Below are 24186 nucleotides of genomic sequence, written 5' to 3' on the forward strand. Positions count from 1 at the left end.
CTTGTGCTATTCGAGATAGCACAATAGATTCAATGCGTGCTCATCCGAGTCGATCCCGCGCGTACCGAACCGCTGTTCCAGCAGCTCGCGTCAGGCCTGCGTGCCTCGATCGTCGACGGCCGCATCGCCTACGGCGAGCGGCTGCCGCCCGCACGCCGCCTCGCCGCCGACCTCGACCTGAACGTGCACACGGTGCTCCGCGCCTACCGGGCGCTGCGAGACGAACGCCTCATCGAGCTGCACCCGGGCCGCGGCGCGGTCGTGGTCGTCCGGCTCGGCCATCACACCGCGCTCGCGGGGGCCGTCCACGACCTCGTCGACGAGGCGAAGCTGAACGGCGTCGGCGAGCATGCGCTCGTCGAGCTCATCCGGGCCGCCTACCGCTGAGCCCGGCTGCCGCTGAGCCCGGGCGCCCGCGCGACCCGATACACTGGCAGGACCGACATCGATCCGGCCATCACCGGGGAGTCTTCGGAAGAACGCGGGCCAGGGCCCGTCAGTAGAACCGAACGGGGCTGGCCCGTCACAGCCAATGAACGAGGGGTTCCGGGTCCGCCCGGGACACGCGAGGTGGTACCGCGACGCGGGTTCTTCGAGCCGGCGCCGTCCTCGTGGAAGCATCCGTCCCCGCAAGGAGCGAGCGTGTACCCGCGCACCCCAGACGAGTCAGGCGTGACCCCCTCTCCCGACTTCCCGGCCATCGAACGCGAGGTGCTCGCCTTCTGGAAGGCCGACGACACCTTCCAGGCGTCGATCGACCAGCGCGAAGGCGCCCCCGAGTGGGTCTTCTACGACGGCCCGCCGTTCGCGAACGGCCTGCCGCACTACGGTCACCTGCTCACCGGGTACGCCAAGGACGTGTTCCCGCGGTTCCAGACCATGCGCGGCAAGCAGGTGCACCGCCGGTTCGGCTGGGACACGCACGGGCTGCCCGCCGAGCTCGAGGCCGAGCGGCAGCTCGGCATCACCGACAAGAGCCAGATCGAGGAGATGGGCATCGCGGCCTTCAACGAGGCCGCCCGTTCCTCCGTGCTCCGTTACACCAAGGAGTGGCAGGAGTACGTCACGCGCCAGGCGCGCTGGGTCGACTTCGAGCACGACTACAAGACGCTCGACGTGACGTTCATGGAGTCGGTCATCTGGGCGTTCAAGCAACTGCACGAGCGGGGGCTCGCCTACGAGGGCTATCGGGTGCTCCCGTACTGCTGGCGCGACCAGACCCCGCTGTCGAACCACGAGCTGCGCATGGACGACGACGTCTACAAGATGCGTCAGGACCAGACCGTCACGGTCACGTTCCCGCTCACCGGTGCCAAGGCCGAGACGCTCGGGCTCACCGCGACGCGCGCGCTCGCGTGGACGACGACGCCCTGGACCCTGCCGACCAACTTCGCGCTCGCCGTGGGGCCCGACATCGAGTACGCGGTCGTGCCCGCCGGGCCGAACGGCACGCCCGACGCGACGGTCAACCGCGAGAAGATCACGCCGGGCGGCGAGCTCGAGGTGCTGGGCGCCGACTACCTGCTCGCGCTCGACCTCGTGGGCAACTACGCCAAGGAGCTCGGGTACGACTCGGCCGAGGCCGCGCGCGCCGCCGTGTCGCGCACGATCCGCGGCGCCGAGCTCGAGGGCGTGACGTACGACCGGCTCTTCGACTACTACGCCGACGTGGAGGCCTACGGCCTCCAGAACGCGTGGCGCATCCTCGTCGCCGACTACGTCACGACCGACGACGGCACCGGCATCGTGCACCAGGCCCCCGCCTACGGCGAGGAGGACCAGAAGATCGGTGAGGCGAACGGCATCCCGGTCGTCATCTCGCTCGACGACGCCGGCCGGTTCCTGCCGGTCGTGACCGATGTCGCCGGCCTGCTGTGGAGCGACGCCAACAAGCCGCTGACCCAGCTGCTGAAGGCCCAGGGCCGTCTGCTGCGCCAGGCGAGCTACGAGCACTCGTACCCGCACTGCTGGCGCTGCCGGAACCCGCTCATCTACAAGGCGGTCTCGAGCTGGTTCGTGCGCGTGCCCGAGTTCCGCGACGAGATGGGCGAGCTCAACCAGGAGATCACCTGGGTGCCCGAGAACGTCAAGGAGGGGCAGTTCGGCAAGTGGGTCGCGAACGCCCGCGACTGGTCCATCAGCCGCAATCGGTACTGGGGCTCGCCGATCCCGGTCTGGAAGAGCGACGACCCCGAGTACCCGCGGATCGACGTGTACGGCTCGCTCGAGGAGCTCGAGCGCGACTTCGGCCGGCTGCCGCTCAACGCGCACGGCGAGCCCGACCTGCACCGGCCGTACATCGACGACCTCACCCGCCCGAACCCCGACGACCCGACCGGCCGGTCGACGATGCGTCGCATCCCCGACGTGCTGGACGTGTGGTTCGACTCGGGGTCGATGCCGTTCGCACAGGTCCACTACCCGTTCGAGAACCAGGACTGGTTCGACACGCATCACCCGGCGGACTTCATCGTCGAGTACATCGGGCAGACGCGTGGCTGGTTCTACGTCATGCACGTGCTCTCGACCGCGCTCTTCGGCCGGCCCGCCTACAAGAACGTCGTCAGCCACGGGATCGTGCTCGGCAGCGACGGGCAGAAGATGTCGAAGTCGCTGCGCAACTACCCCGACGTGGCCGAGGTGTTCGACCGCGACGGCTCCGACGCCATGCGCTGGTTCCTGATGTCGAGCTCGGTGCTCCGCGGCGGCAACCTCATCGTCACCGAGGAGGGCATCCGCGAGGGCGTGCGCCAGCTCATGCTGCCGCTCTGGAGCACCTGGTACTTCTTCTCGCTCTACGCCAACACGGCGCGGGAGGGCGGCTACGAGGCCCGGCGTCGTACCGACTCGACCGACGTGCTCGACCGGTACCTGCTCGCGAAGCTGCGTGAGCTGGTCGAGGCGGTCACGGCCGACCTCGACGCGTTCGACTCGCCGCTCGCGGCGCAGAAGCTCCGCGACTTCGGCGACGTGCTGACGAACTGGTACGTGCGGCGCTCGCGCGACCGGTTCTGGTCGGGTGTCGGCGAAGACGGTGCCGGATCCGAGGCGTTCGACACGCTGTACACCGTGCTCGAGACGCTCACGCGGCTCGCCGCGCCCATGCTGCCGCTCGTCACCGATCAGATCTGGCGCGGTCTCACGGGCGGGCGCAGCGTGCACCTCGAGGACTGGCCAGAGCCTTCCGAGTTCCCGGCCGACCACGCGCTCGTCGCGGCCATGGACGCGGTCCGCGAGATCTCGAGCACGACCCTCGCGCTCCGCAAGCAGGCGGGTCGCCGCGTGCGGCTGCCGCTCGCGTCGCTCACGGTCGTGACGGCGGATGCCTCGGCGCTCGCGCCGTTCGAGGCGATCCTGCGCGACGAGCTCAATGTGAAGCGCGTCGAGCTCGTCGCGCTCGACGAGGCGAGCGCCGACCGGTTCGGCGTCACCAAGCGCCTGACCGTGAACGCCAGGGCTGCGGGCCCGCGGCTCGGCAAGACCGTCCAGCAGGCGATCCAGGCCGCGCGCTCGGGCGACTGGTCCGTGAACGGCGAGGGGGTCGTCTCGGGCGGGATCGCCCTGCAGCCGGGCGAGTACGAGCTCGTGCTCGAGGCCGGCGGCGCCGGCGACGGGGAGCGCGCGCTCGGCCTGCTCGCCGACGGCGGCTTCACGATCCTCGACACCGCCACGACGCCCGAGCTCGAGGCCGAAGGGCTCGCACGCGACATCGTGCGCGCGGTGCAGGAGACCCGGAAGGCCCACGGGCTCGACGTGGGCGACCGCATCCGGCTCGGGCTGACCCTCGACCCGGGCGGTGCGACCGCCGCCGCGGCCCACCGCGAGCTCATCGCGGGGGAGACCCTCGCGACCGAGCTCGAGATCGCCGTCCTCGACACCCCCGGTGTCGACCTGTCCGCGATCGAGGGGGCCCGCACCGTCGGCGAGTCCTCGACGCTCCTCGTCGACCTGGAGAAACGATGACCGACCAGCTCCCGGACGAATCCGGCGCCTCCGACCGCGACGCGGCCGACGCGGTGTACCGGGCCCTGCTCGAACGCGTCGGCGAGCAGGCGCCCGAGCCGCGGCTGTCGGCCACGCTCCGCGCCGTCGAGGTGCTCGGCGACCCCCACCGGGCGGCGCCGGTCATCCATCTCACGGGCACGAACGGGAAGACCTCGACGGCACGCATCATCGAAAGCCTGCTGCGCGCCAACGGCCTGCGCACCGGACTCATGACGAGCCCGCACCTCGAACGGTTCACCGAGCGCATCGTGGTCGACGGCGAACCGGCCGGCGATGCCGACGTCGCGCGCATCTGGTCCGAGATCAGCCCCTACCTCGAACTCGTGGACGCCGAGCTGACCCGCGAGGGGCAGCCCGTGCTGACGTACTTCGAGGCGCTCACCGTGCTCGCATTCGCGGTGTTCGCCGACGCGCCGGTCGACGTCGTGGTGCTCGAGGTCGGCATGGGCGGCGAATGGGACTCGACGAACGTGGCCGACGGCCAGGTCGCGGTGTTCACGCCGATCGCGCTGGACCACGTCGCCCGGCTGGGTTCGACCGTCACCGAGATCGCCCGCACGAAGGCGGGCATCGTCAAACCCGGCGCGGCCGTGGTCACCGCGTTCCAGCCGGCCGAGGTGCTCACGGTGCTCAGCGAGGTCGCCGAGCGGAACGACGCGACGCTCGCGGTCGAGGGCGGTGGGTTCGCGGTGCTCGGCAGCCAGGTCGCGGTCGGCGGCCAGGTCGTCTCGGTCCGCGGGCTCGCGGGCGAGTATCGCGACCTCGAGCTGCCGCTGTTCGGGCGGCACCAGGCCGAGAACGCCGCGCTGGCGATCGCCGCCGTCGAGTCCTTCCTCGGCGGCGGGACGGTCCGGCTCGCGGACGAGGTCGTGCAGGCCGGCCTCGCGCAGGTCACGTCGCCCGGCCGGCTGCAGCGCATCGCGGCGGATCCGACCGTCATCGTCGACGCGGCGCACAACCCCAACGGCGCCGAGTCGCTCGTGGCCGCGCTCGAGGAGTACTTCGACTTCAGCGACCTCGTGATCGTGCTCGGCGTGCTCGCCGACAAGGATGCCGAGGGCATCGTGCGTCAGCTGGCGCCGACCGGGGCCGGCTTCATCGTGACGCAGTCGGAGTCCGAACGTGCCGTGCCCGCCGATCGCCTCGGCGCGGTCGTCGCCGGGATCGTCGGCGCCGAACGCGTGCAGGTCGTCGAACGCTACGAGGACGCGCTCGAGGACGCGCGCGACTGGGCCGCCGAAGCGCCAGGACGCGGGGTCGTCGTGACCGGATCGATCACCCTGGTCGGCGACGCGCTCGCGTTCGCGCACGACCGTGAATGGGGGCACGCATGAACGAGGCCGCCGCCCCCGAACCGGCCATGACGCCCGGACCCGACGTGAACCCCGAACCGGCCGCGGCGCCCGCGCCGCGATCGCTGCAGCGGAGCCTCGCGTCGATCGTGCTCGCCTTCGAGATCTTCGTCGTGTTCCTCGCGGCGCTCGCGATCTGGGGCCTCGCCGTCGACGGCGAGACGCCGTTCGGGCTGCCGCGCTGGAGCATTCTCGTGGTCGGCGGCGTACTGGTGCTGCTCACGATCGCGACGATCGGCCTGCTGCGGCACCGGTGGGCCTACTGGCTCGGTTGGGGGATCCAGGTCGTGATCCTCGCAGCCGGCATCCTCAACCCGGCGATGATCATCGTCGGCCTCGTGTTCGGCGGCATGTGGGCCTACTGCATGGTCGCCGGAGCACGCATCGACCGAAACAGGGCCGCGCACGACGCGGCAGGGAAGGAACGTGAATGAGCACCGCCATCGAGGAGACCCTCGTCCTCATCAAGCCCGACGGGGTGGCCCGCAACCTCACCGGGGAGATCCTCCGCCGCATCGAGGCGAAGGGCTACTCGCTCGTCGACATCCGGCTCGTGCAGGCCGACCGGTCGCTGCTCGCCGAGCACTACGCCGAGCACGAGGGCAAGCCGTTCTACGAGCCGCTCGTCGAGTTCATGCAGTCGGGCCCCGTGGTCGCGATCCGCGTCGCCGGAAACCGGGTGATCGAGGGCTTCCGCGTGCTCGCGGGCACCACCGATCCCACGACCGCGGCACCCGGCACGATCCGCGGCGACTTCGGCCGTGACTGGGGTCTCGCGGTGCAGCAGAATCTCGTGCACGGCTCCGACTCGGTCGAGTCCGCCGAGCGCGAGCTCGCGCTCTGGTTCGCCTGACCCTCCCCACCGCCGACCCCGCCGAGTGATACCGATCGGCCACGAGTGTGACCGATTCCGGCGCACACTCGAGGCCGATCGGTATCACTCGCCGTGGGGTCAGCTCAGCGGAAGAGGTTCTGCAGGTCGATCATGACCCGCGGGATGGCGTTCATCTGCGCCTGCGCGAGCAGGACCACGATGGCGTAGCAGATCACCGTGATGAGCGGGATCCACGTGTACCACGCCGAGGCGAGCCGGCGGACCCGGGCCGAGGCCGGGATGCGGCCGGCGCGGAGGTTGTCGAGCGTGACCGCCCAGAACGTCGGAATCGTCACGGCCCACGTGAGCATGCACCACGGGCACAGCACGTCGAGCACGTAGATGCTCTGCGCGATGAGCCACCCCACGAAGACCAGCGCACCGGCCACGCCGAGGTTGAACCCCAGCCAGAACCACCGCGGGAAGCGCACCCCGCCGATGAGCGCGACGCCGATCGTGATGACGACCGGCCAGGCCATGAGCCCGACGAACGGGTTCGGGAAGCCGAAGACCGCGCCCTGCCACGAGCCGAGGTTCACACTGCAGCCCACGAGCACCCCGACGTTGCACGACGGGTCGTAGTCCGGGTCGGCGAGCGAGAGCATCTTCTCGACCGAGAGCTCGAACGCCGCGAGCAGCCCCAACGCGCCGACGATGAGCAGGAAGACGCCGAGCGCACGCGTGCCGGAACGGGGTCGGGTGTCGGCCATGGACGGATTATGGCATGCCGGTTCAGGCAGTCGCTGTGCAGCCGTGCGATAATCGGATCAGTTGCCCGGGCCGCGCCCGGGTCGACGCCAACGAAGGCTTTGGATGCGAAGGCATCCGTACGGCGGTGAACGCACCGCGAAGAGGAGGCACCGGCTGACGCCGGTCGCCGCAGAGAAGGTTTGGCGGAGACGCGCACCGCGCACCTCCGCTCCGAGGAGTACCGGGGAGGGATGGCGCGGCCATCCCGACCGGCATAGGAGTGCACCAGAGATGGTGGAAGGCAACGACCAGCAGACGAACGATTCCGGCAACGACGGCACACCCAGGCGACGTGGGCTCTTCGGCTCGCGGCGCTCGAGGTCCAGGAGCGCGGCGGTACCGCCGTCCGATGTGCCCGTGACGAGCCCCGACCGCGCCGCGGACCACCCCGCTCCGGCGTCAGCCCCCGGCGGGGCCGGCGACGCGCCGACGGCCGCACACGAGTCCCCGGCGGCGGTGCCCGACGCGGGCGGTGCGAGCCAGGCCGCGCAGGGTGCTGACGAGGCATCCGGCGCCGAGACCACCGGCGAGTCCCGGGCGACAGGCACCGGCTCGGCCGCCGAGCCCGCCGGCGCCGAGCCCGCACCGGAGGCCGAGGCATCCGCGCAGCCCGAGACGCCCACCGCGCCCGAGCTCGAGCCCATCACCGCGGGTCTGACCACGACCTCGCTGATCTTCCGCGCCCCGCCGGTGCTCAAGGTCACCGACGACGCACGCGACGCCGGGCCGTCGGGCGACGAGTCCGGTTCGAGCGTCCGCCGTCGCACCCGGCGCCGGAGCGGCGAGGACGAGCGCAGGCAGGGCGATGAACCCGCGAACACCGTCGTCAAGGTGCGGAAGCCCCGCGAACCCGAGCTCATCACCGAGCCGCAGAAGGTCAAGGGCTCGACGCGCCTCGAGGCGAAGAAGCAGCGACGCCGTGACGGCCGCGACGCGGGCCGCCGCCGCGCGATCATCACCGAGTCGGAGTTCCTCGCGCGCCGCGAGTCGGTCGACCGGCAGATGATCGTCCGGCAGAAGGGCGGCCGCATCCAGATCGGCGTGCTCGAGGACGGGGTGCTCGTCGAGCACTACGTCGCGCGCAACCAGGACGCCTCGCTCATCGGCAACGTGTACCTCGGTCGCGTGCAGAACGTGCTGCCGAGCATGGAGGCCGCCTTCGTCGACATCGGCCGCGGCCGCAACGCGGTGCTCTACTCGGGCGAGGTCGACTGGGAGGCCGCCGCCGAGAACGGCGAGAAGAACCAGCCGCGGCGCATCGAGCTGGCCCTGAAGCCCGGCGACAAGGTGCTCGTGCAGGTCACCAAAGACCCCGTGGGCCACAAGGGCGCGCGGCTCACGAGCCAGGTCTCGCTGCCGGGCCGCTACCTCGTGTACGTGCCGAACGGGTCGATGAACGGCATCAGCCGCAAGCTCCCCGACACCGAGCGTGCGCGCCTGAAGAAGATCCTGAAGGCCGTGCTGCCCGAGAACGTGGGCGTCATCGTGCGCACCGCGGCCGAGGGCGCGACCGAGGAGCAGCTCACGCTCGACGTCAACCGCCTGACCGCGCAGTGGTCCGACATCTCGACCTCGCTCGAGAAGGTGCAGGCGCCCGCACTGCTGCACTCCGAGCCCGACCTGCTCGTGAAGATCGTCCGCGACGTCTTCAACGAGGACTTCCAGAAGATGATCATCGCGGGCGACGAGGCCCGGCAGACCATCGAGAAGTACCTGCGTGCCGTCGCGCCTGACCTGCTCGAGCGGGTCGAGGCGTACGAGGGCGAGCGTGACGCGTTCGACGAGTTCCGCATCAGCGAGCAGATCGAGAAGGCGCTCGACCGCAAGGTCTGGCTGCCGTCGGGCGGTTCGCTCGTGATCGACCGGACCGAGGCGATGACCGTCGTCGACGTCAACACCGGCAAGTTCGTCGGCTCGGGCGGCAACCTCGAAGAGACCGTGACGAAGAACAACCTCGAGGCCGCCGAAGAGGTCGTGCGCCAGCTGCGCCTGCGTGACATCGGCGGCATCATCGTGGTCGACTTCATCGACATGGTGCTCGAGTCGAACCGCGACCTCGTGCTGCGCCGGCTCGTCGAGTGCCTGTCACGCGACCGCACCAAGCACCAGGTCGCCGAGGTGACCTCGCTCGGCCTCGTGCAGATGACCCGCAAGAAGCTCGGCCTCGGGCTGCTCGAGACGTTCAGCGAGCCGTGCGAGGTGTGCGCGGGCCGCGGCATCATCGTGCACCACGAGCCGATCATGAAGCACCGCGCCCCGCAGCAGCAGGTCGAGCGCGGCGGTCGCCGCAACCGCGGCGGCGGCTCGCGCGAGCCGCAGCAGCAACCGCAGCCGGCCCCGACGGGACACCACAACGGGGCTCACGAGATCACCGAGGACGTCAAGCACGCGCTCGCGCAGATCGCCGCGTCGACGATCGCGCACGCGAACGGCGAGGAGGGCAAGGCCGACGCGCCGGCGACCGGGACCGGCGGGTCCGCCGCGAGCGGGTCGGAGCAGGCAGAGGCGGGCGCGCCGAAGCACGGCCGCGCGTCGCACCCCGACGAGTCCGGCGAGAGCGCGCCGGGCGGTCGCCGGGGCCGGCACCGTCGCGCGTCGAAGGAGCAGTCGGCTCCCGCGGCCGAGGCGGCGCCCGTCGAGGCCGCACCGGCCGAGCGCGCGCCGTCGCAGGGTGCGTCCGCAGGCGGACGCACCGACGCGGGGGAGACCCGGTCGTCGGCGTCGCGTCGAACGGATGCCTCCGGCCAGGCGCCGTCCGCCGAGGCATCCGCGCCCGCGCCCACCCTGGACCTTCCCGGACTGCCCGACCTGCCCGACCGTCGGGAGCGTTCGCGTCCCGCGGCCGACCCCGACGCGCTGCTCGGCTCGGTGCTCGACGCGCTGCCCGCGCCCAAGAAGCCAGGCGAGGGCCGGGGCCGCAGCCGACGGGTCTCGACGGCGGCGTTGAGCGGAAACGGATCGGCTCCCGTCATCGTACGTCCCGAGGACGCCGCTGACGGCGGCCAGGGCTGATCAGTTCGGCTGCCCGCGCCCGTGCCGTTGCTTCGGGGTGACGCGCAGGCCGCTGCGCGCGAGGCGCCGGACGAGCTCACGCGGCTCGACCGGCGTCGCGCCCGCGGCGACGAGCTCGTCGTACCGCTCGACGGGCACGTCGTAGTGGTCGAGATCGAAGGCCCGGGCGGGGACCGCCGCCCTCCGCGCGAACGCGTGCAGCTCCTCGAGCGACGCGTCGCTCACGAGGTGCCCCCAGAGCGTGCCGTGGTTCGGCCACAGCGGCGTGTCGATCAGGACCGTCATGTCGGCGATTCTAGGTCGGGTGCGGGGAGCGACACGGTGCCGGCGCGCGTTTGACCGGCCACGAGGCATCCGGTAAACTCGACCGCTGGTGCCCTCCGCTTATCCCGGAGTGCCCGCAAGTTTTCTGGCACGACCCTCCTTCCCGCTGGGGTCCGGCGCAGTGACGCTTTCAAGACAAGTGACATCCCATTCAGTAGATAGGTACGAGCAGTGGTTTACGCAGTAGTGCGCGCCGGCGGTCGGCAGGAGAAGGTCGAGGTCGGCACCATCGTGACGATGGACCGCATCAAGGCCGACGAGAACGGCTCGGTTCAGCTGACCCCCGTCCTCCTCGTCGACGGCGACAAGATCACCTCCGACGCCAAGTCGCTCGCGAAGGTCACGGTCACGGCTGAGGTCCTCGGCGACCTCCGCGGCCCGAAGATCGTGATCCAGAAGTTCAAGAACAAGACCGGCTACAAGAAGCGCCAGGGCCACCGTCAGGAGCTCACGCGCGTCAAGGTCACCGGCATCAAGTAACGGCTCAGGAGAGACTGACATGGCACACAAAAAGGGAGCGAGCTCCACTCGCAACGGTCGTGACTCGAACGCCCAGCGCCTCGGCGTGAAGCGCTTCGGCGGTCAGGTCGTCAAGGCCGGCGAGATCCTCGTCCGCCAGCGCGGCACCCACTTCCACCCGGGCGCGGGCGTCGGCCGCGGCGGCGACGACACGCTGTTCGCGCTCGAGGCCGGCTCGGTGCAGTTCGGTGCGAAGGGCGGCCGCAAGGTCGTCAACATCGTCTCGGTCGACGCGTAGTCGATCGAATCTTCGTGAGGGCGGGCTTCGGCTCGCCCTCACGTGTTTCCAGAAGGTGAGAGTGACCAGCTCATGGTGAGCTTCGTCGACGAGGTCCGGCTGTTCGTGAAGGCCGGACACGGCGGAAACGGCTGCGTGTCCGTCCGTCGCGAGAAGTTCAAGCCGCTCGCCGGCCCCGACGGCGGCAACGGCGGCGCCGGCGGTGACATCGTGCTCGTCGCCGACCCCCAGGTGACGACCCTGCTGGCCTACCACGGCCGTCCGCACCGCACCTCGCCCAACGGCCAGCCCGGCATGGGCGACAACCGCTCGGGCTCGACCGGCGAAGACGTCGAGCTGCCGGTGCCCGTCGGGACCGTCGTGAAAGACGAGCGGGGCGAGGAGCTCGCCGACCTCGACGAGCCCGGCATGCGGTTCATCGTCGCGCCGGGCGGTCAGGGCGGGCTCGGCAATGCCGCACTCGCGACCACGAAGCGCAAGGCGCCCGGCTTCGCCCTGCTCGGCACGCCCGGGTACGAGGGCGAGGTCACGCTCGAGATCAAGACGATCGCCGACGTCGCCCTCGTGGGCTTCCCGTCGGCCGGGAAGTCGAGCCTCATCGCGGCCATGTCCGCGGCCCGGCCGAAGATCGCCGACTACCCGTTCACGACCCTGCACCCGAACCTCGGCGTCGTCGAGGCGGGCGACCACCGGTTCACCGTCGCGGACGTCCCCGGCCTCATCGAGGGCGCGAGCGAGGGCAAGGGGCTCGGGCTCGAGTTCCTGCGCCACGTCGAACGCTGCTCGGCGCTGCTGCACGTGCTGGACTGCGCGACGCTCGAGCCGGGCCGTGACCCGGTCAGCGACCTCGAGGTCATCCTCGCCGAACTCGCCGCCTACCCCGTCCCCGAGGGGCAGGTGCCGCTGCTCGACCGGCCGCAGCTGGTCGCGCTGAACAAGGTCGACGTGCCCGAGGCGCGCGAGCTCGCCGACTTCGTGCGACCCGAGCTCGAGTCCCGCGGCTATCGCGTGTTCGAGATCTCGACGGTCTCGCACGAGGGGCTGCGTCAGCTCGGCTTCGCGCTCGGCGACATCGTCGACGAGGCGCGTCGCGAGGCCGCGGCGGCGCCCGCGGGCCCGCGCATCATCATGCGGCCGAAGGCCGTCGACGAGCAGGACTTCGTCGTGCGCGCCGAGGGCGGCACGTACGGCACGACCTACCGCGTGCTCGGCGGGAAGCCCGAGCGCTGGGTCGCGCAGACCGACTTCACGAACGACGAGGCCGTCGGATTCCTCGCCGACCGGCTGGCGAAGCTGGGCGTCGAGGACGCACTCGTCCGGGCCGGCGCCGTCGCGGGCTCGACGGTCGTGATCGGGCCGGGCGCGGGCGTCGTCTTCGACTGGGAGCCGACGCTGACCTCGACCGCCGAGCTGATGACGGCACCGCGCGGCACCGACGTGCGGCTCGACGATCACCGTCGCGCCACGCGCGCCGAGCGCAAGCAGGACTACCACGAGCGCATGGACGCCAAGGCGGAGGCGCGGGCCGAGCTCGAGCGCGAACGCGAGGCCGGCCTCTGGTCCGACGACGAGGAGGAGAACGCGAAGTGACCCCGCGGAGTCGATCCGACATCCCCACCGCGACCCGCATCGTCGTCAAGGTCGGCTCGTCGTCGGTGAGCGGCGAGAACGCCGGGCAGATCGAGCCGCTCGTCGACGCCCTCGCCGCCGCCTACGCGCGCGGCGCGGAGGTCGTGCTCGTGTCGTCGGGCGCGATCGCGACGGCCATCCCGTTCCTGCACCTCGAGGGCAGGCCGACCGACCTCGCCACGCAGCAGGCCGCCGCCGCGGTCGGGCAGAACGTGCTCATGTGGCGGTACCAGACCAGCCTCGACCGGCACGGCATCCTCGCCGGCCAGGTGCTGCTCACGGCCGGCGACCTCGAGAACGCCACGCCCCGGCAGAACGCGCAGCGCGCCATGGAGCGGCTCCTCGGGCTGCGCATCCTCCCGATCGTCAACGAGAACGACACCGTCGCGACGCACGAGATCCGGTTCGGCGACAACGACCGGCTCGCCGCGCTCGTGGCCGAGCTCATCGGCGCCGACCTGCTCGTCCTGCTCTCCGACGTCGACGCGCTCTACACGAAGCCGCCGCATCTGCCGGGCGCCGAGCGCATCGCGCACGTGCCGTACGGAGACGACCTCGCGGGCGTCGAGATCGGCGCCGCCGGGCGGGCCGGCGTCGGCACCGGCGGCGCGGAGACCAAGGTCTCGGCGGCCCGGATCGCGGCGTCCGCGGGCAGCGCGGTGCTGATCACCGCGACCCCGCTCGTCGCCGACGCGCTCGCGGGCCGCGAGCTCGGCACCTGGTTCGAGCCCGCGAGCGAGCGTCACGCGGAGCCCGGGCAGGTCACGCTCTCCTAAGCTGGAGCCATGGCGCACCCCGACCTCGACCCCGCACTCCTCGACGCCCGGCTCGCCGCGGCCAAAGAGGCCTCGTTCCGCCTCGCGATCGCCACGACGGCCGAGAAGGATGCGGCGCTCGAGGAGGTGGCACGGCTGCTGCGCGAGCGGCGCACCGACATCGTCGAAGCCAACGAGGACGACCTCGAGGCCGGCGCCGCGGCCGGGCTCGGCGAGGGTCTGCTCGACCGGCTCACGCTCGACGAACGCCGCATCGGGGCGCTCGCCGACGCCGTGCTCGACGTCGTCCGGCTCGAGGACCCGATCGGCGAGACCGTCTCGGGCCGGTCGCTGCCGAGCGGCGTGCGCATCGACCAGGTGCGCGTCCCGCTCGGCGTCGTCGGCGCCATCTACGAGGCACGCCCGAACGTCACGATCGACATCGCCGCGCTCGCGCTGAAGAGCGGCAACGCCGTCGTGCTCCGCGGCGGCACGGCCGCCGAGCACACGAACCGGGTGCTCGTGCAGCTGCTCCGCGACGCCTACGAGGCCTCCGGCCTGCCGGCCGACGCGGTCGCGACGGTCGACGACTACGGCCGCGCGGGAGCCAAGCACCTCATGCAGGCGCGCGACTACGTCGACGTGCTGATCCCGCGCGGCAGCGCGGGGCTCATCCGCGCCGTGGTCGACGAGGCGAAGGTCCCGGTGATCGAGACCGGCGCCGGCGTCGTGCACATGTTCCTCGACGAGAGCGCCCGCGTCGACTGGGCGGTCGAGCTCGTGCACAACGCGAAGGTGCAGCGGCCGAGCGTGTGCAACGCGCTCGAGACCCTGCTCGTGCACCGTGCGGCGGCCGATCGGCTGCTTCCCGCGGTCGTCGAGCGGCTCGAGGCATCCGGTGTGACGGTGCACGGCGACGAGCGTGTGCAAGCCATCCGGCCCGAGGTCGTGCCGGTGACCGACGAGGACTGGGCGACCGAGCACATGAGCCTCGACCTGTCCGTCGGGATCGTCGACTCCATGGACGAGGCGCTCCGCCACATCCGCCGGTACTCGACGAGGCACACCGAGTCGATCGTGACGAACGACCTCGGCAACGCCGAGCGCTTCCTCAACGAGGTCGATGCCGCGGCCGTCATGGTGAACGCCTCGACCCGGTTCACCGACGGCGCCGAGTTCGGATTCGGTGCCGAGGTCGGCATCTCGACGCAGAAGCTGCACGCCCGCGGCCCCATGGGCCTACCCGAGCTGACCAGCACGAAGTGGATCGTCCGCGGCGCGGGCCACGTGCGCGAGTGAGCGGCCCACTAGACTGTCGGATGCGTGCCCGCCGCCGAACGGCGAACACGCGAGAAACGAAAGGACCACCCGAATGAGCCTGGTGACCGCGGTCTTCGCCGAGACGGTGCACGCACGCGAGCTGCCGATGGACCCGTTCTTCTACGGCCTCATCGCGCTCGGCGTCTTCCTGGTGCTCGGCATCATCACCTACTCGTACCGCGACGTCGCCAACCGCCACCGCTTCAAGTCGGAGGCCTACGCAGCCCGCCACGGCGGAGACGACCACGCCGCGCACTGAGCGGCGTCGTCCACGTAATGTCGGGTGAGGCTCGTCGGCCCCGGGTCGGGGTGATGGGTGGCACGTTCGACCCCATTCATCACGGGCACCTGGTCGCCGCGAGCGAGGTGGCGCAGTCGTTCGACCTCGACGAGGTGGTGTTCGTACCCACGGGCCGCCCCTCCTACAAAGAGGTCGTCACGCCGCCCGAGCACCGCTATCTGATGACGGTCATCGCGACCGCGTCGAACCCGCGGTTCACGGTGAGCCGCGTCGACATCGACCGGTCGAAGCCGACGTACACGATCGACACGCTGCACGACATCCGCCGTGAGCGTCCCGACGCCGAGCTGTTCTTCATCACCGGTGCCGACGCGGTCGCGCAGATCCTGTCGTGGCGCGACGTGAGCGAGCTGTGGGAGCTCGCCCACTTCGTAGCGGTCAGCCGCCCGGGTCATGTACTCTCCGTTTCGGGATTGCCCGAGCAGCACGTATCCTTGTTGGAGGTTCCGGCCCTGGCGATCTCGTCGACCGACTGCCGGAGCCGGGTGCGCCGGGGGTTCCCGGTCTGGTACCTCGTACCCGACGGGGTGGTCCAGTACATCTCCAAGCACCACCTTTATCGGAGTGTCGAATGACATCGCAGGATCGGCCCCTCACGCGTCGCGAGCTGCGTGAGCGCGAGCGCCTGCTCGAGCAGCAGGCGGCATCGGCGAGCCCGCAGACGGATGCTCCGGCGCCGGCCTTCCCCGTCGCGCCGCCGCCGCAGTCTGCGCCCGCCTTCCCGCCCGCCCCGCCGGCCGCTCCCGCGGCCGGGGAGCCCGCCTCCGAGCCGGCGCCCGCCTTCGCACCGCGCGCGGTCGGCACGACCGCCGCCGAGGGCTCGCCGTTCGGCGGTCCCGTCGCGGCCCCGGTCGCCGACGAGGCCGAGGGCTCGGCGCCCGCCGACGACTCGCCGTTCGCCCCCCGCGCGAACCCGCTCCCGTGGTCGGGTCGGTCCGACCTCGACGACGATGACGAGCCGACACCCGAGCGCACGCTGACCAGGCGCGAGCTGCGTGCCCTGATCGAGTCCAGTCAGTCCGACGACGACGACCCGGACGATGGCGAGCTCGAGACGCCGGGGCCCATCCGCGGTGCGGTTCCGGTTCGCACGGCGACGCCGCACGAGCCGGCCGCGAACACGGCGGGCGACGAGCCGGCGCTCACGACGAAGCCGGTCGGTCATTGGACCTCGCAGCTCGATCTGCCCGAGGCGCAGCCCGAGCCGTTCGATCAGCTGCTCGCACGCGGCGTCGGCGGCTCGCACGGCGTCCCGACGACGACGAACGCGCTCATCCTGCCGTCGATGCCGAGCCAGAGCGCGCTCGCCCAGCCCCTCCCGGACGGCGGCGAGATCATCGTCACGGGCTCGATCGACCTTCCGCGCAGCTACGGCGCCACCGGCCTGCACCCGAGCCAGCTCGACACGGGCGACGTCGACCGCCTGATCGACCATGTCGAGGACGCCGGAGGCGCGGGCGCCGCACCGGTGTCCGCGAGCCGCGCCGTGAGCACGCAGGGACACCCGCGTGACATGATCGCGCCGCCGAAGAAGGAGGGCGTGAACGCGCCCCTCGTGCTCGCCGTCACGGCCGGCGTGCTCGCGCTCGGCGTCGTCGCGAGCCTCATCGTCGGCGCGATGGTGGGCATCTTCTGATCCGGAACCCGATGGCCTGCCGCATCCGTCTCCACGCCGGTCCCACCGACCGGGACCTCGTCCCCGAAGGGAACGCATGACCGCCTCTGCCCATGCTCTCGACCAGCTCGCGGTGGCCGCGCGCGCGGCCGACGCCAAGGGCGGTGAAGATCTCGTCGCGCTCGACGTGTCGGGCGCCATGCCGTTCGCCGACGTCTTCCTCCTCGTCACCGGCACCTCCGAGCGCAACGTGCTCGCGATCGCCGACGAGGTCGAGGACCGTTCGGGCGGACGCGCGCTGCGGCGCGAGGGTCGCGAACACGGCCGATGGGTCCTCCTCGACTTCGGCGACCTCGTCGTGCACGTGTTCCACCGCGAAGACCGCATGTACTACGGGCTCGAGCGCCTCTGGCTCGACTGCCCGCCGATCCCCGTCGCGCCGATGCTCGAGGCGCCCACGCAGCCGAGCGACTGAGCCGCACTCGATTTCAGTTCCTGGCCACCGCGGTGTAATCTGAATCCGTTGCCCGCGAGAGCGGGGCAGCACTCTGGGTCTGTGGCGCAGCTGGTAGCGCACCTGCATGGCATGCAGGGGGTCAGGGGTTCGAGTCCCCTCAGATCCACCAAAACCCCTGATGAATCCCAGATTCTCAGGGGTCTTCTCGTTACAGAGGGGCCTGTGGAAGGCCCGTGCGGCCTTTTTGGGGCTCTTTTCGTCTCGGCGGACGGCTTCCACAGGCATCCACATCCTGATCCCACTGACGGTCGGCATCACGGCATGACGCGCACTCCTACGGAGTATGAGCAGATCACCCCAACCCAACGTCCCGGCCTACCGTTTCGTCGAGAACCTCGGCGACTACCTCAGCGTCGACGAGCTCGCGCAGTACCTCCAACTGTCCAGGGAGACGATCTACCACTGGCGGCTCGAGGGCGTGGGCCCGAAGGCCACGAAGCTCGGCAAGCACCTCAGGTACAGCCGCGAGAACGTCGCGGCCTGGCTGAAGGATCGGACGGACCGACGGTGACGGCGTTGACGGGACGTCTGCTCTGCTCCAGCAGAGGACGAACACCATGGCACGACGCAAACTGGAGCCCGGCTCGCACGGCGAGATCTCGTATCAGGAGACGCCGGAGGGGCGGGTGCACGCCACCATCCGATTCCGGCGCCTCGACGGGACCCACGGCCGGCTCCGGACCCGAGCCGCCTCCAAGGCGAAGGCACGCAGGACCCTCCTCGAGCTCGTTCGTGAGGAGTACGAGGCCGTCCATGTCGTGCCCGGAGGGCTGACGCGAGACTCGCCGTTCATCGACCTCGCTCGCGAGTACATGGAGCACATGGCGTTCACGGGCGAGCAGCGCGACACCACGCGGCACGAGAACCTCAGGTTGATCGAGAAGAAGCTCTCGCCGCTCATGGGTGCGCTCACGCTTCGGGAGATCAAGGCGACGACGGTGCTGCGGGTCTACAAGGAGATCCACGCGGACACCCCTCGGCAGGCCGACACCTGCAAGGCGTTGATCAGCCAGATCTGCTCGTACGCCGTCATGAACGACCTCATGCTCGCGAACCCGGCGCGAGAGGTGAAGAGCGTGAAGCGTCGTCCGAAGCCGATCTACGCGCCGGACGCGATGCAGTTGAGCGAGTTCCGGTCGATCATCCGCGACTTCCAGGAACGCGACGATCGGATGGGCCCGAGGCCGTCGGACCTATTGGGCGATGTCGTCGATCTGATCCTGGCGACCGGCGCAAGGGTCAGCGAAGCCGTGGGGCTCAAGTGGCAGTTCGTCGACCTCGATACGACACCGCCGAAGGTGACGATCGCCGGCAAGATCGTCGACTCGAAGGGGCAGGCGAAGCGGTATGAGGACTATCTGAAGTCCGAGGCCGGCTGGCGAGTCGTCACGATTCCCGTCGAGCTGGTGCCGATGCTCCGGCGCCGGAGGCTCGCGCGCGGTGGGAACGAGTTCGTCTTCCACACCCGGACGGGGGCGCCTAACGGCACGCAGGATGTCCACCGAGCCCTGCGGAGGGTTCGCGAATGGGCCGGCCTCGAGCTGGAACTCGTGCCGCACGCGCTCCGAAAGTCCGCGGTGACTGCAGTGGCGGATGCCCTGGGCATCGAAGGGGCCGCGCAGTTCGCCGGGCACAAGCGATCCCGCGTGACCGAGCAGTACTACGCGAAGCGTGCGGTGCTGGCGCCGGACACGTCGACCGTTCTCGGTGCGCTACAGCAGGCGCGGCAGCAGGATGGCGCGGTGCTCGACATGACTGCCCGCCGAGATGACGACGAACAGGGCACAGGAGAGGCCCAACGATGAGCGGATGGTGGTGGCCCCCACGGAGCCCAGAGCTGCGAGCCGCTCTATGTGTGAGACGAATCGAATCCTGCTTCGGACCTGCGTCGGCGTACCAAGTCCTCCATGACGCTCGTGGCAAAGTCTGCGTCACGGTCGGCGATGGCTACGTCCTCGACGGCATCGGCGGTGACCTCGCCAGGCCACGTGGTTTGTCGCGTCGGCCGGTCGCGATCGAGGCGCGTACCCGAGGTCGCGACCCAGTCGTGGAGGCGTTGACGGGCGTCGGCGAAGTCGCGGTGCCAGCCGAATGGGGCCGAGCCGTGCTGGTCGGGGTCGTAGGCGCTGAGCCAGTGGAGGTGGAGCGCTGAGAGTTCCCATACGAGTTCGGGGTGGCGGTGCCAGAAGGGTGGCACGACCGACGCCGGAAGGCCGTAGGTTCGGCGGAGCCAGTTGACCCAGCGGTTGAGCTCCATCCACTCGATCTCTGCTTCCTCGGCGGTGAGGAGGTTCCAGTTGATCGGGTGGGGCGGCTCCGCGGTTAAGGGTCCGTCGAGGTCATCGAACGCATCGGCGCCGAGGGCGTCGTCGTCGACCTGCCAGGGACCGGAGGCATCCGTCATCGTCGGCTCACAGCCCGAGCCCGAGCCCGGATCGGTCGTCGCGCACGAGCGCGGGCCGGCGGGCCGCGAGGGCATCGGGAGTGGCGTGCTCGATGGTCGGTCCCGGCCGTCGAGAGCGGTCGACGTCGTAGTTGGTGCGGGCGAGGTCATGGCCGATCTTCTTCGCGACGAACTCCTCGCGCTCGACGATCGCGCCCTCGCGCTCGACCTCGAAAGTGCGGACATAGCCTTCGGCGATGAAACTGTCGCCCTTCGCGAACCGGGCGAGGGCGCGCTCCGCGGTGGCCCGGTAGGTCACGAGGTCGTGGAAGCTCGGCTCAAGCTCGCTGAAGGTGCCGTCGTCCTCGCGGCGGAAGTGCGGCTGGCCGATGCGGACGTAGAAGCGGGTGTCGCCGTTCTCGGTGACCGACTGCTGAGGCTCCGAGGCGATGAATCCGGAGAGCGACTGCTGCGTGTGAAGAGCCATGGGACTCGACCTCCTGATCATTTGGCGAACCACACGGTCCGCTCGGTGAACAGGTGTGCTGAGCGGTTCACGGCCGCGGCACGGAGCTGGGGTCGAACGGTGCGCGCGGGTGCTGCGTGGCGCGGACGTGGGCGAGGTGGACGTTCTCGACCGCGGTTCGGAGTCGGTCGAATCGGCCGATCGGATTGCCTCGGTACTGGGCGAGGTAGTAGACGTCGGCACCCTGGCGGGTGATCCGGATGCCGCCGTACGCGTGGCCGTCCGCGTCGCGTAGGGTCCAGAAGCCTGGACGGTTCTCGTCGGCGTTGAGGAGCGGGTGCCAGTTGCTGGCGTTGGGCGGCTTGGCGTTCATCGTGGTGTCCTTCGGCGGGATTGAGACGGCTGCCTGGTAGAGACTCCAGACCATCTCGGCGCAGAGCCGGAGCTCGTCGACGGGGAAGTAGCCGATGAAATCTCGCGCGACGTCACCCGCCGCCCACGTGTCAGCGCGGAGGAGCGGGCGCGGGGGATAGCCGGCGTTGACTGCGCGGATGACGGCGATGCGCCGGCTGCCGTCGAACTGCAGCCAGGTGCCGGGCCGGACGACCCGGAGCTTTGGCTGCCAATATCGCATGATTCGAACATACATTCGAGGCAGCGCCGGCCGCGAGCTTTCGATACGGTCGAATCCATGACCGAGTCCGGGGCTGGTGGCGTGCGAGCGGAGCGTTTTGCGCATCTTAGCTTTGATGAGGCTCCTCATCCGATGCCACAACCGTGGGATCAGTACGCGCTCGAAGTCGGCGCGGAGTGGCGCACCCTGCTGGACTCCGATCCGAGTGAGCACGACGTTCAGGCCTTCCTCGAGCAGCACCCTTCCCTGCTTCCAGGCGGAGTCAACTTCGGCCCCGGAGGCAACCACGGCCCGGAATTGGGAGGCGTGTTCAGGGAGGCGAGGTTGAAGGGACTCGGCCGGGATCGGCGACCAGATTCCGAAGTCGGCAAGCGTGCTCTGGGGCATTGCGGACGCGGCGACACAGGCGCTCATCGTGCAAGCCCACCATGCAGCGGTTGCAGAGTCCCTTGCCTATCTCGAGCGCGAGGTTGCAGCGACGCGCACCGGGGTTGCCGTGCGCGATGGCGCGGTTGCGCAGGTCGAGGTCTCGGGGGTCATCGCAACCGCGTACGACCACTTCGACAGTCGCGCCGGCGATCCGCACCTGCACACGCACGTGGTGATCAGCAACAAGGTCATGACCCTGCTCGACGGACGGTGGCGCTCGCTCGACGGACGACCACTGCACGCGGCGGTAGTTGCGATCTCGGAGCTGCAAGAGGCGCTCTTCGCAGACGCGCTGAGCCGCCTGATCGGCGTGCAATGGGAGCAGCGGGCGCGCGGGCGTGACCGCAATCCCGCGTGGGCCATCGCGACGGTTCCCGACTCGCTGGTCGCCGAGTTCTCGACGCGATCGCGGCACATCGACCTCGAGACGGACCGGCTGATCGAAGCGCACACCGCAGCGCACGGGCGTCGTCCCCGTCGTGTGACCATCATGAAGCTGCGCGCGCAGGCCGCGCTGTCGACTCGACCTGTGAAGCACGTTCGCTCGCTCGCCGATCTCACGGCAGGTTGGCGTGAGCGCGCTTCGCGCGTGCTTGGTACGGATGCCACGAGCTGGGCGAGCACGGCGACGGCGAACGGATCGCAGGGCGTGCTAAGGGCCCACGATCTCCCGCTCTCTGAGATTCGAGCGCTCGGGGCAGCCGTCATGCACGGCGTGAGCGAGAAGCGCTCCACCTGGAGGCACTGGAACCTCGTCGCCGAGGCGGCGCGCCAGACGATGGGACTTCGATTCGCTTCGGCCGCCGACCGCGAGGCGGTGGTGGGGGTGATCGTCGATGCCGCGGAACAGGTGTCGCTGCGTCTGACCCCGCCCGAGCTTGCCTCGAGCCCGGCCGGCTTCCAGCGAGCCGACGGGAGCTCCGTGTTCCGACCGAAGCACTCCGCCGTGTTCACGTCGACGGATGTGATGGCGGCCGAGGCCAACCTGCTTGAGCGTTCAGAACGCGAGACGGCGCCTCGTGTCGCGCCAACCACGGAGCGGGCGACGCTAGGTCGCCGCCGAGGCACGTCGCTGGTCGACGCTCGACAACTCGAGGCGATCGCCAGGATCGTCGCGTCGGGGCGCGTCGTCGACGTGCTCGTGGGGCCGGCCGGCACAGGGAAGACGACCACCATGAGCGCACTTCGACGAGCTTGGGAACGAGCACAGGGCGCCGGTTCGGTCGTCGGTCTCGCGCCATCCGCCGCGGCAGCCCACGTGCTCTCGGAGGACCTCGGCATCCCGACCGAGAACCTCGCGAAGTGGTGGCACGACCACCTGGCCTCGGGCACCTCGTTCCAGCCCGGTCAGCTCGTCATCGTCGATGAGGCATCCCTCGCCGGCACCCTGCACCTCGACCGAGTCACCGCGCTCGCCGAACGCGGGGGAGCGAAGGTCCTCCTCGTCGGCGACCCTGCCCAACTGCAGTCCGTCGATGCCGGCGGCGCGTTCTCGATGCTCGTTCACCACCGAACGGATGTCGCCGAGCTCGCGGAGGTGCATCGCTTCGCGCACGCGTGGGAGAAGGAGGCATCCCTGTCGCTGCGCAACGGTCAGGCCGACGCGATCGACCAGTACGTCGCGCACGAGCGCGTGGTCGAAGGCAGCACGGAGGCGATGGCAGATGCTGCCAACGCAGCCTGGCGTTCGGACACCCGCGCCGGCAAGGCGAGTCTTCTGATCAGCGAATCGAACGAGGCGGTGCTGGCCATGAACATCCGTGCACGCAGCGAGCTGATCTTGGAGGGGCGGGTCGACGCAACACGCGAAGTGGTTCTTCACGACGGGACCGCGGCATCCGTCGGCGACACCGTCATCACGCGCCGGAACGATCGGCACCGCCGTGCGGGCGGGGGATGGGTTCGCAACGGGGACCGGTGGACGGTTGCGGCGGTGCACAAGGACGGTTCGATCGAGGTGCAACGGCCGGGTCGTTCCTGGAGCGGCACCGTCGTGCTGCCCGCTGCGTACGCAAGATGTCATGTCGAGCTCGGCTACGCCGTGACCGCTCACCGTGCGCAGGGCATCACGACCGACACCGCGCACGTCGTGGTCGCGTCGGGTACGACGCGAGAGAACTTCTATGTGGGGATGACGCGTGGGCGGGAGTCGAATGTCGCGTATGTCGCCGTCGACCGACCGGATGTCGCGCACGCCGGCCCTCGACCGGGTGACGCGGAGACGGTGACGGCACCGAGCGTCCTCTACGGGGTGCTGCAGAACGTCGGCGCCGAACTGTCGGCGCACGAGACGCTCGCGGCGGAGCAGGACTCGTGGGGGTCGATTGCGCAGCTCGCGGCGGAGTACGAGACGATCGCGGCGGCGGCGCAGCGCGATCGGTGGGCGGGGCTGGTGCGTACTTCCGGCCTTGGCGACGAGCAAGCAACTGCTGTGATCTCGTCTGAAGCGTTCGGACCGCTTGGCGCCGAACTGCGGCGCGGGGAGGCGGCCGGCTTCGACGTCGAGCAGCTGCTTTCGGCGGCCGTCGGCGCGCGGGGTTTCGATGATGCGCAGGATGTCGCGGCGGTTCTTCGCGCGCGGATCGCCGTGGCGGCCGCGCGTGGTGTCGGTGCACGAGGTGGATCGTCTCGCCGTGAAGCTCATTTCATCGCGGGGCTCATTCCGGCGGCATTGGGGGCGATCGACCCCGGCGCGCGGCGTGCGCTCGACGAGCGGCGCGATCTCATGGAGGCGCGCGCAGATGCGCTTCTCGATCGGGCGCTGGCAGCCAAGGAGTCGTGGGTAGTCGTCCTCGGGACGCCTGGGGCCCAGGCGATGGCGGCATGGCGCCGGCAGGCCCGCTTGGTCGCGGCCTACCGAGATCGGTACGGTGTCGCGAGCGAGTCTGCCTTGGGGCGGGAACCCGTCACCGACCTCCAGCGGGTGGATGCGGCGCGGGCCCGGCGTGCTCTCTGTCTCGCGCGGCAAATGACCGAGCATGAGGCCGAGTTCGGACGCCAACGGCCGAGTGTCCCGACACGCCTTCCGGCTGTCGGTCCGCGGTTCTAGAATGCCGTCGTAGG

Annotated in this window: 23 protein-coding genes and 1 tRNA gene; 19 read left to right on the forward strand and 5 right to left on the reverse strand. The window is 70.4% G+C overall.

Annotation, left to right across the window (positions count from 1 at the left end; all coding sequences use genetic code 11):
• The first annotated feature begins 36 nt into the window (after window positions 1-36).
• The 5 genes from RH864_RS12680 to ndk all read left to right on the forward strand — a co-directional run bounded on the left by RH864_RS12680 (window position 37) and on the right by ndk (window position 6210).
• Window positions 37-387 carry a GntR family transcriptional regulator gene (locus RH864_RS12680; RefSeq protein WP_310517917.1) on the forward strand — a complete coding sequence of 117 codons (351 nt, stop codon included), beginning with the start codon at window positions 37-39 and terminating at the stop codon, window positions 385-387.
• Between the two features lie 255 nt (window positions 388-642).
• A complete protein-coding gene (ileS, locus tag RH864_RS12685; RefSeq protein ID WP_396129975.1) occupies window positions 643-3963 on the forward strand; it encodes an isoleucine--tRNA ligase in 3321 nt (1106 codons plus the stop codon).
• Window positions 3960-5339, forward strand: a complete 1380-nt coding sequence (locus tag RH864_RS12690; protein WP_310517919.1) for a bifunctional folylpolyglutamate synthase/dihydrofolate synthase — start codon at window positions 3960-3962, stop codon at window positions 5337-5339. The genes ileS and RH864_RS12690 overlap by 4 nt, the downstream gene beginning before the upstream one ends.
• On the forward strand, window positions 5336-5791 hold the full coding sequence (locus tag RH864_RS12695) for a DUF4233 domain-containing protein (RefSeq protein ID WP_310517920.1): 456 nt from the start codon (window positions 5336-5338) through the stop codon (window positions 5789-5791). The genes RH864_RS12690 and RH864_RS12695 overlap by 4 nt, the downstream gene beginning before the upstream one ends.
• Complete coding sequence (ndk, locus tag RH864_RS12700; protein ID WP_310517921.1) at window positions 5788-6210, forward strand: nucleoside-diphosphate kinase; 423 nt, start codon at window positions 5788-5790, stop codon at window positions 6208-6210. Before RH864_RS12695 ends, ndk begins: the two co-directional genes overlap by 4 nt.
• A 104-nt stretch (window positions 6211-6314) precedes the next feature.
• On the opposite strand, the gene RH864_RS12705 is transcribed toward ndk, so the two are convergent.
• On the reverse strand, window positions 6315-6941 hold the full coding sequence (locus RH864_RS12705; RefSeq protein WP_310517922.1) for a vitamin K epoxide reductase family protein: 627 nt from the start codon (window positions 6939-6941) through the stop codon (window positions 6315-6317).
• A gap of 271 nt (window positions 6942-7212) precedes the next feature.
• Between RH864_RS12705 and RH864_RS12710 the strand changes: the two genes are divergently transcribed.
• Entirely contained in the window at window positions 7213-9993 is a 2781-nt protein-coding gene (locus RH864_RS12710) for an Rne/Rng family ribonuclease (RefSeq protein ID WP_310517923.1), read from the forward strand.
• Here the strand turns inward: RH864_RS12710 and RH864_RS12715 are convergent, their stop codons facing one another.
• A complete protein-coding gene (locus tag RH864_RS12715; RefSeq protein WP_310517924.1) occupies window positions 9994-10278 on the reverse strand; it encodes a DUF4031 domain-containing protein in 285 nt (94 codons plus the stop codon). It abuts the gene before it with no gap.
• 210 nt (window positions 10279-10488) lie between these two features.
• Here RH864_RS12715 and rplU point away from each other — a divergent pair, with 210 nt between their 5' ends.
• The 12 genes from rplU to RH864_RS12775 all read left to right on the forward strand — a co-directional run bounded on the left by rplU (window position 10489) and on the right by RH864_RS12775 (window position 19016).
• A complete protein-coding gene (gene rplU / locus RH864_RS12720; RefSeq protein WP_310517925.1) occupies window positions 10489-10797 on the forward strand; it encodes a 50S ribosomal protein L21 in 309 nt (102 codons plus the stop codon).
• Between the two features lie 19 nt (window positions 10798-10816).
• On the forward strand, window positions 10817-11074 hold the full coding sequence (gene rpmA / locus RH864_RS12725) for a 50S ribosomal protein L27 (protein ID WP_310517926.1): 258 nt from the start codon (window positions 10817-10819) through the stop codon (window positions 11072-11074).
• A gap of 72 nt (window positions 11075-11146) precedes the next feature.
• Window positions 11147-12664 (forward strand): GTPase ObgE, encoded by a 1518-nt coding sequence (obgE, locus tag RH864_RS12730; protein ID WP_310517927.1) that lies wholly within the window; start codon window positions 11147-11149, stop codon window positions 12662-12664.
• Window positions 12661-13479: a glutamate 5-kinase gene (gene proB, locus RH864_RS12735; protein WP_310517928.1), complete on the forward strand. Its 819-nt coding sequence runs from the start codon at window positions 12661-12663 to the stop codon at window positions 13477-13479. Before obgE ends, proB begins: the two co-directional genes overlap by 4 nt.
• Before the next feature lie 9 nt (window positions 13480-13488).
• The gene (locus tag RH864_RS12740) at window positions 13489-14757 is read left to right on the forward strand and encodes a glutamate-5-semialdehyde dehydrogenase (protein ID WP_310517929.1); all 1269 of its coding nucleotides are present in this window, start codon (window positions 13489-13491) and stop codon (window positions 14755-14757) included.
• A gap of 73 nt (window positions 14758-14830) precedes the next feature.
• Window positions 14831-15037, forward strand: a complete 207-nt coding sequence (locus RH864_RS12745) for a hypothetical protein (protein ID WP_310517930.1) — start codon at window positions 14831-14833, stop codon at window positions 15035-15037.
• A 17-nt stretch (window positions 15038-15054) separates the two neighbouring features.
• Window positions 15055-15654 carry a nicotinate-nucleotide adenylyltransferase gene (nadD, locus tag RH864_RS12750; RefSeq protein WP_310517931.1) on the forward strand — a complete coding sequence of 200 codons (600 nt, stop codon included), beginning with the start codon at window positions 15055-15057 and terminating at the stop codon, window positions 15652-15654.
• Window positions 15651-16715, forward strand: coding sequence for a hypothetical protein (locus tag RH864_RS12755; protein WP_310517932.1), 1065 nt, complete (start codon window positions 15651-15653; stop codon window positions 16713-16715). The genes nadD and RH864_RS12755 overlap by 4 nt, the downstream gene beginning before the upstream one ends.
• A 76-nt stretch (window positions 16716-16791) precedes the next feature.
• Entirely contained in the window at window positions 16792-17169 is a 378-nt protein-coding gene (gene rsfS / locus RH864_RS12760) for a ribosome silencing factor (RefSeq protein WP_310517933.1), read from the forward strand.
• Between the two features lie 75 nt (window positions 17170-17244).
• Window positions 17245-17320: transfer RNA gene (locus RH864_RS12765), tRNA-Ala, on the forward strand.
• A 174-nt stretch (window positions 17321-17494) separates the two neighbouring features.
• On the forward strand, window positions 17495-17722 hold the full coding sequence (locus RH864_RS12770; protein ID WP_310517934.1) for a helix-turn-helix transcriptional regulator: 228 nt from the start codon (window positions 17495-17497) through the stop codon (window positions 17720-17722).
• Between the two features lie 46 nt (window positions 17723-17768).
• Window positions 17769-19016, forward strand: a complete 1248-nt coding sequence (locus RH864_RS12775) for a tyrosine-type recombinase/integrase (protein WP_310517935.1) — start codon at window positions 17769-17771, stop codon at window positions 19014-19016.
• Between the two features lie 44 nt (window positions 19017-19060).
• Here the strand turns inward: RH864_RS12775 and RH864_RS12780 are convergent, their stop codons facing one another.
• The 3 genes from RH864_RS12780 to RH864_RS12790 form a co-directional block, all read right to left on the reverse strand.
• Window positions 19061-19615, reverse strand: coding sequence for a hypothetical protein (locus RH864_RS12780; protein WP_310517936.1), 555 nt, complete (start codon window positions 19613-19615; stop codon window positions 19061-19063).
• A 7-nt stretch (window positions 19616-19622) separates the two neighbouring features.
• Window positions 19623-20081, reverse strand: a complete 459-nt coding sequence (locus RH864_RS12785) for a single-stranded DNA-binding protein (protein WP_310517937.1) — start codon at window positions 20079-20081, stop codon at window positions 19623-19625.
• A 67-nt stretch (window positions 20082-20148) separates the two neighbouring features.
• Window positions 20149-20694 carry a hypothetical protein gene (locus RH864_RS12790; RefSeq protein WP_310517938.1) on the reverse strand — a complete coding sequence of 182 codons (546 nt, stop codon included), beginning with the start codon at window positions 20692-20694 and terminating at the stop codon, window positions 20149-20151.
• 343 nt (window positions 20695-21037) lie between these two features.
• On the opposite strand from RH864_RS12790, the gene mobF reads away from it, so the two are divergent.
• Complete coding sequence (gene mobF, locus RH864_RS12795) at window positions 21038-24172, forward strand: MobF family relaxase (RefSeq protein WP_449224133.1); 3135 nt, start codon at window positions 21038-21040, stop codon at window positions 24170-24172.
• The last annotated feature ends 14 nt before the right edge of the window (window positions 24173-24186 follow it).

Source organism: Agromyces aerolatus (genome assembly GCF_031432255.1).
Taxonomy (GTDB): Bacteria; Actinomycetota; Actinomycetes; order Actinomycetales; family Microbacteriaceae; genus Agromyces.

What these genes read in the sequence shown, in the direction of transcription:
- RH864_RS12705 (WP_310517922.1), bottom strand. Translation starts at nt 6,941, where the DNA reads ATGGCCGACACCCGACCCCGTTCCGGCACGCGTGCGCTCGGCGTCTTC.
- RH864_RS12710 (WP_310517923.1), top strand. Translation starts at nt 7,213, where the DNA reads ATGGTGGAAGGCAACGACCAGCAGACGAACGATTCCGGCAACGACGGC.
- RH864_RS12740 (WP_310517929.1), top strand. Translation starts at nt 13,489, where the DNA reads ATGGCGCACCCCGACCTCGACCCCGCACTCCTCGACGCCCGGCTCGCC.
- RH864_RS12755 (WP_310517932.1), top strand. Translation starts at nt 15,651, where the DNA reads ATGACATCGCAGGATCGGCCCCTCACGCGTCGCGAGCTGCGTGAGCGC.
- RH864_RS12770 (WP_310517934.1), top strand. Translation starts at nt 17,495, where the DNA reads ATGAGCAGATCACCCCAACCCAACGTCCCGGCCTACCGTTTCGTCGAG.
- RH864_RS12780 (WP_310517936.1), bottom strand. Translation starts at nt 19,615, where the DNA reads ATGACGGATGCCTCCGGTCCCTGGCAGGTCGACGACGACGCCCTCGGC.
- nadD (WP_310517931.1), top strand. Translation starts at nt 15,055, where the DNA reads ATGTCGGGTGAGGCTCGTCGGCCCCGGGTCGGGGTGATGGGTGGCACG.
- RH864_RS12775 (WP_310517935.1), top strand. Translation starts at nt 17,769, where the DNA reads ATGGCACGACGCAAACTGGAGCCCGGCTCGCACGGCGAGATCTCGTAT.
- RH864_RS12745 (WP_310517930.1), top strand. Translation starts at nt 14,831, where the DNA reads ATGAGCCTGGTGACCGCGGTCTTCGCCGAGACGGTGCACGCACGCGAG.
- RH864_RS12695 (WP_310517920.1), top strand. Translation starts at nt 5,336, where the DNA reads ATGAACGAGGCCGCCGCCCCCGAACCGGCCATGACGCCCGGACCCGAC.
- rsfS (WP_310517933.1), top strand. Translation starts at nt 16,792, where the DNA reads ATGACCGCCTCTGCCCATGCTCTCGACCAGCTCGCGGTGGCCGCGCGC.
- rpmA (WP_310517926.1), top strand. Translation starts at nt 10,817, where the DNA reads ATGGCACACAAAAAGGGAGCGAGCTCCACTCGCAACGGTCGTGACTCG.
- ndk (WP_310517921.1), top strand. Translation starts at nt 5,788, where the DNA reads ATGAGCACCGCCATCGAGGAGACCCTCGTCCTCATCAAGCCCGACGGG.
- RH864_RS12690 (WP_310517919.1), top strand. Translation starts at nt 3,960, where the DNA reads ATGACCGACCAGCTCCCGGACGAATCCGGCGCCTCCGACCGCGACGCG.
- RH864_RS12790 (WP_310517938.1), bottom strand. Translation starts at nt 20,694, where the DNA reads ATGCGATATTGGCAGCCAAAGCTCCGGGTCGTCCGGCCCGGCACCTGG.
- obgE (WP_310517927.1), top strand. Translation starts at nt 11,147, where the DNA reads ATGGTGAGCTTCGTCGACGAGGTCCGGCTGTTCGTGAAGGCCGGACAC.
- RH864_RS12785 (WP_310517937.1), bottom strand. Translation starts at nt 20,081, where the DNA reads ATGGCTCTTCACACGCAGCAGTCGCTCTCCGGATTCATCGCCTCGGAG.
- RH864_RS12715 (WP_310517924.1), bottom strand. Translation starts at nt 10,278, where the DNA reads ATGACGGTCCTGATCGACACGCCGCTGTGGCCGAACCACGGCACGCTC.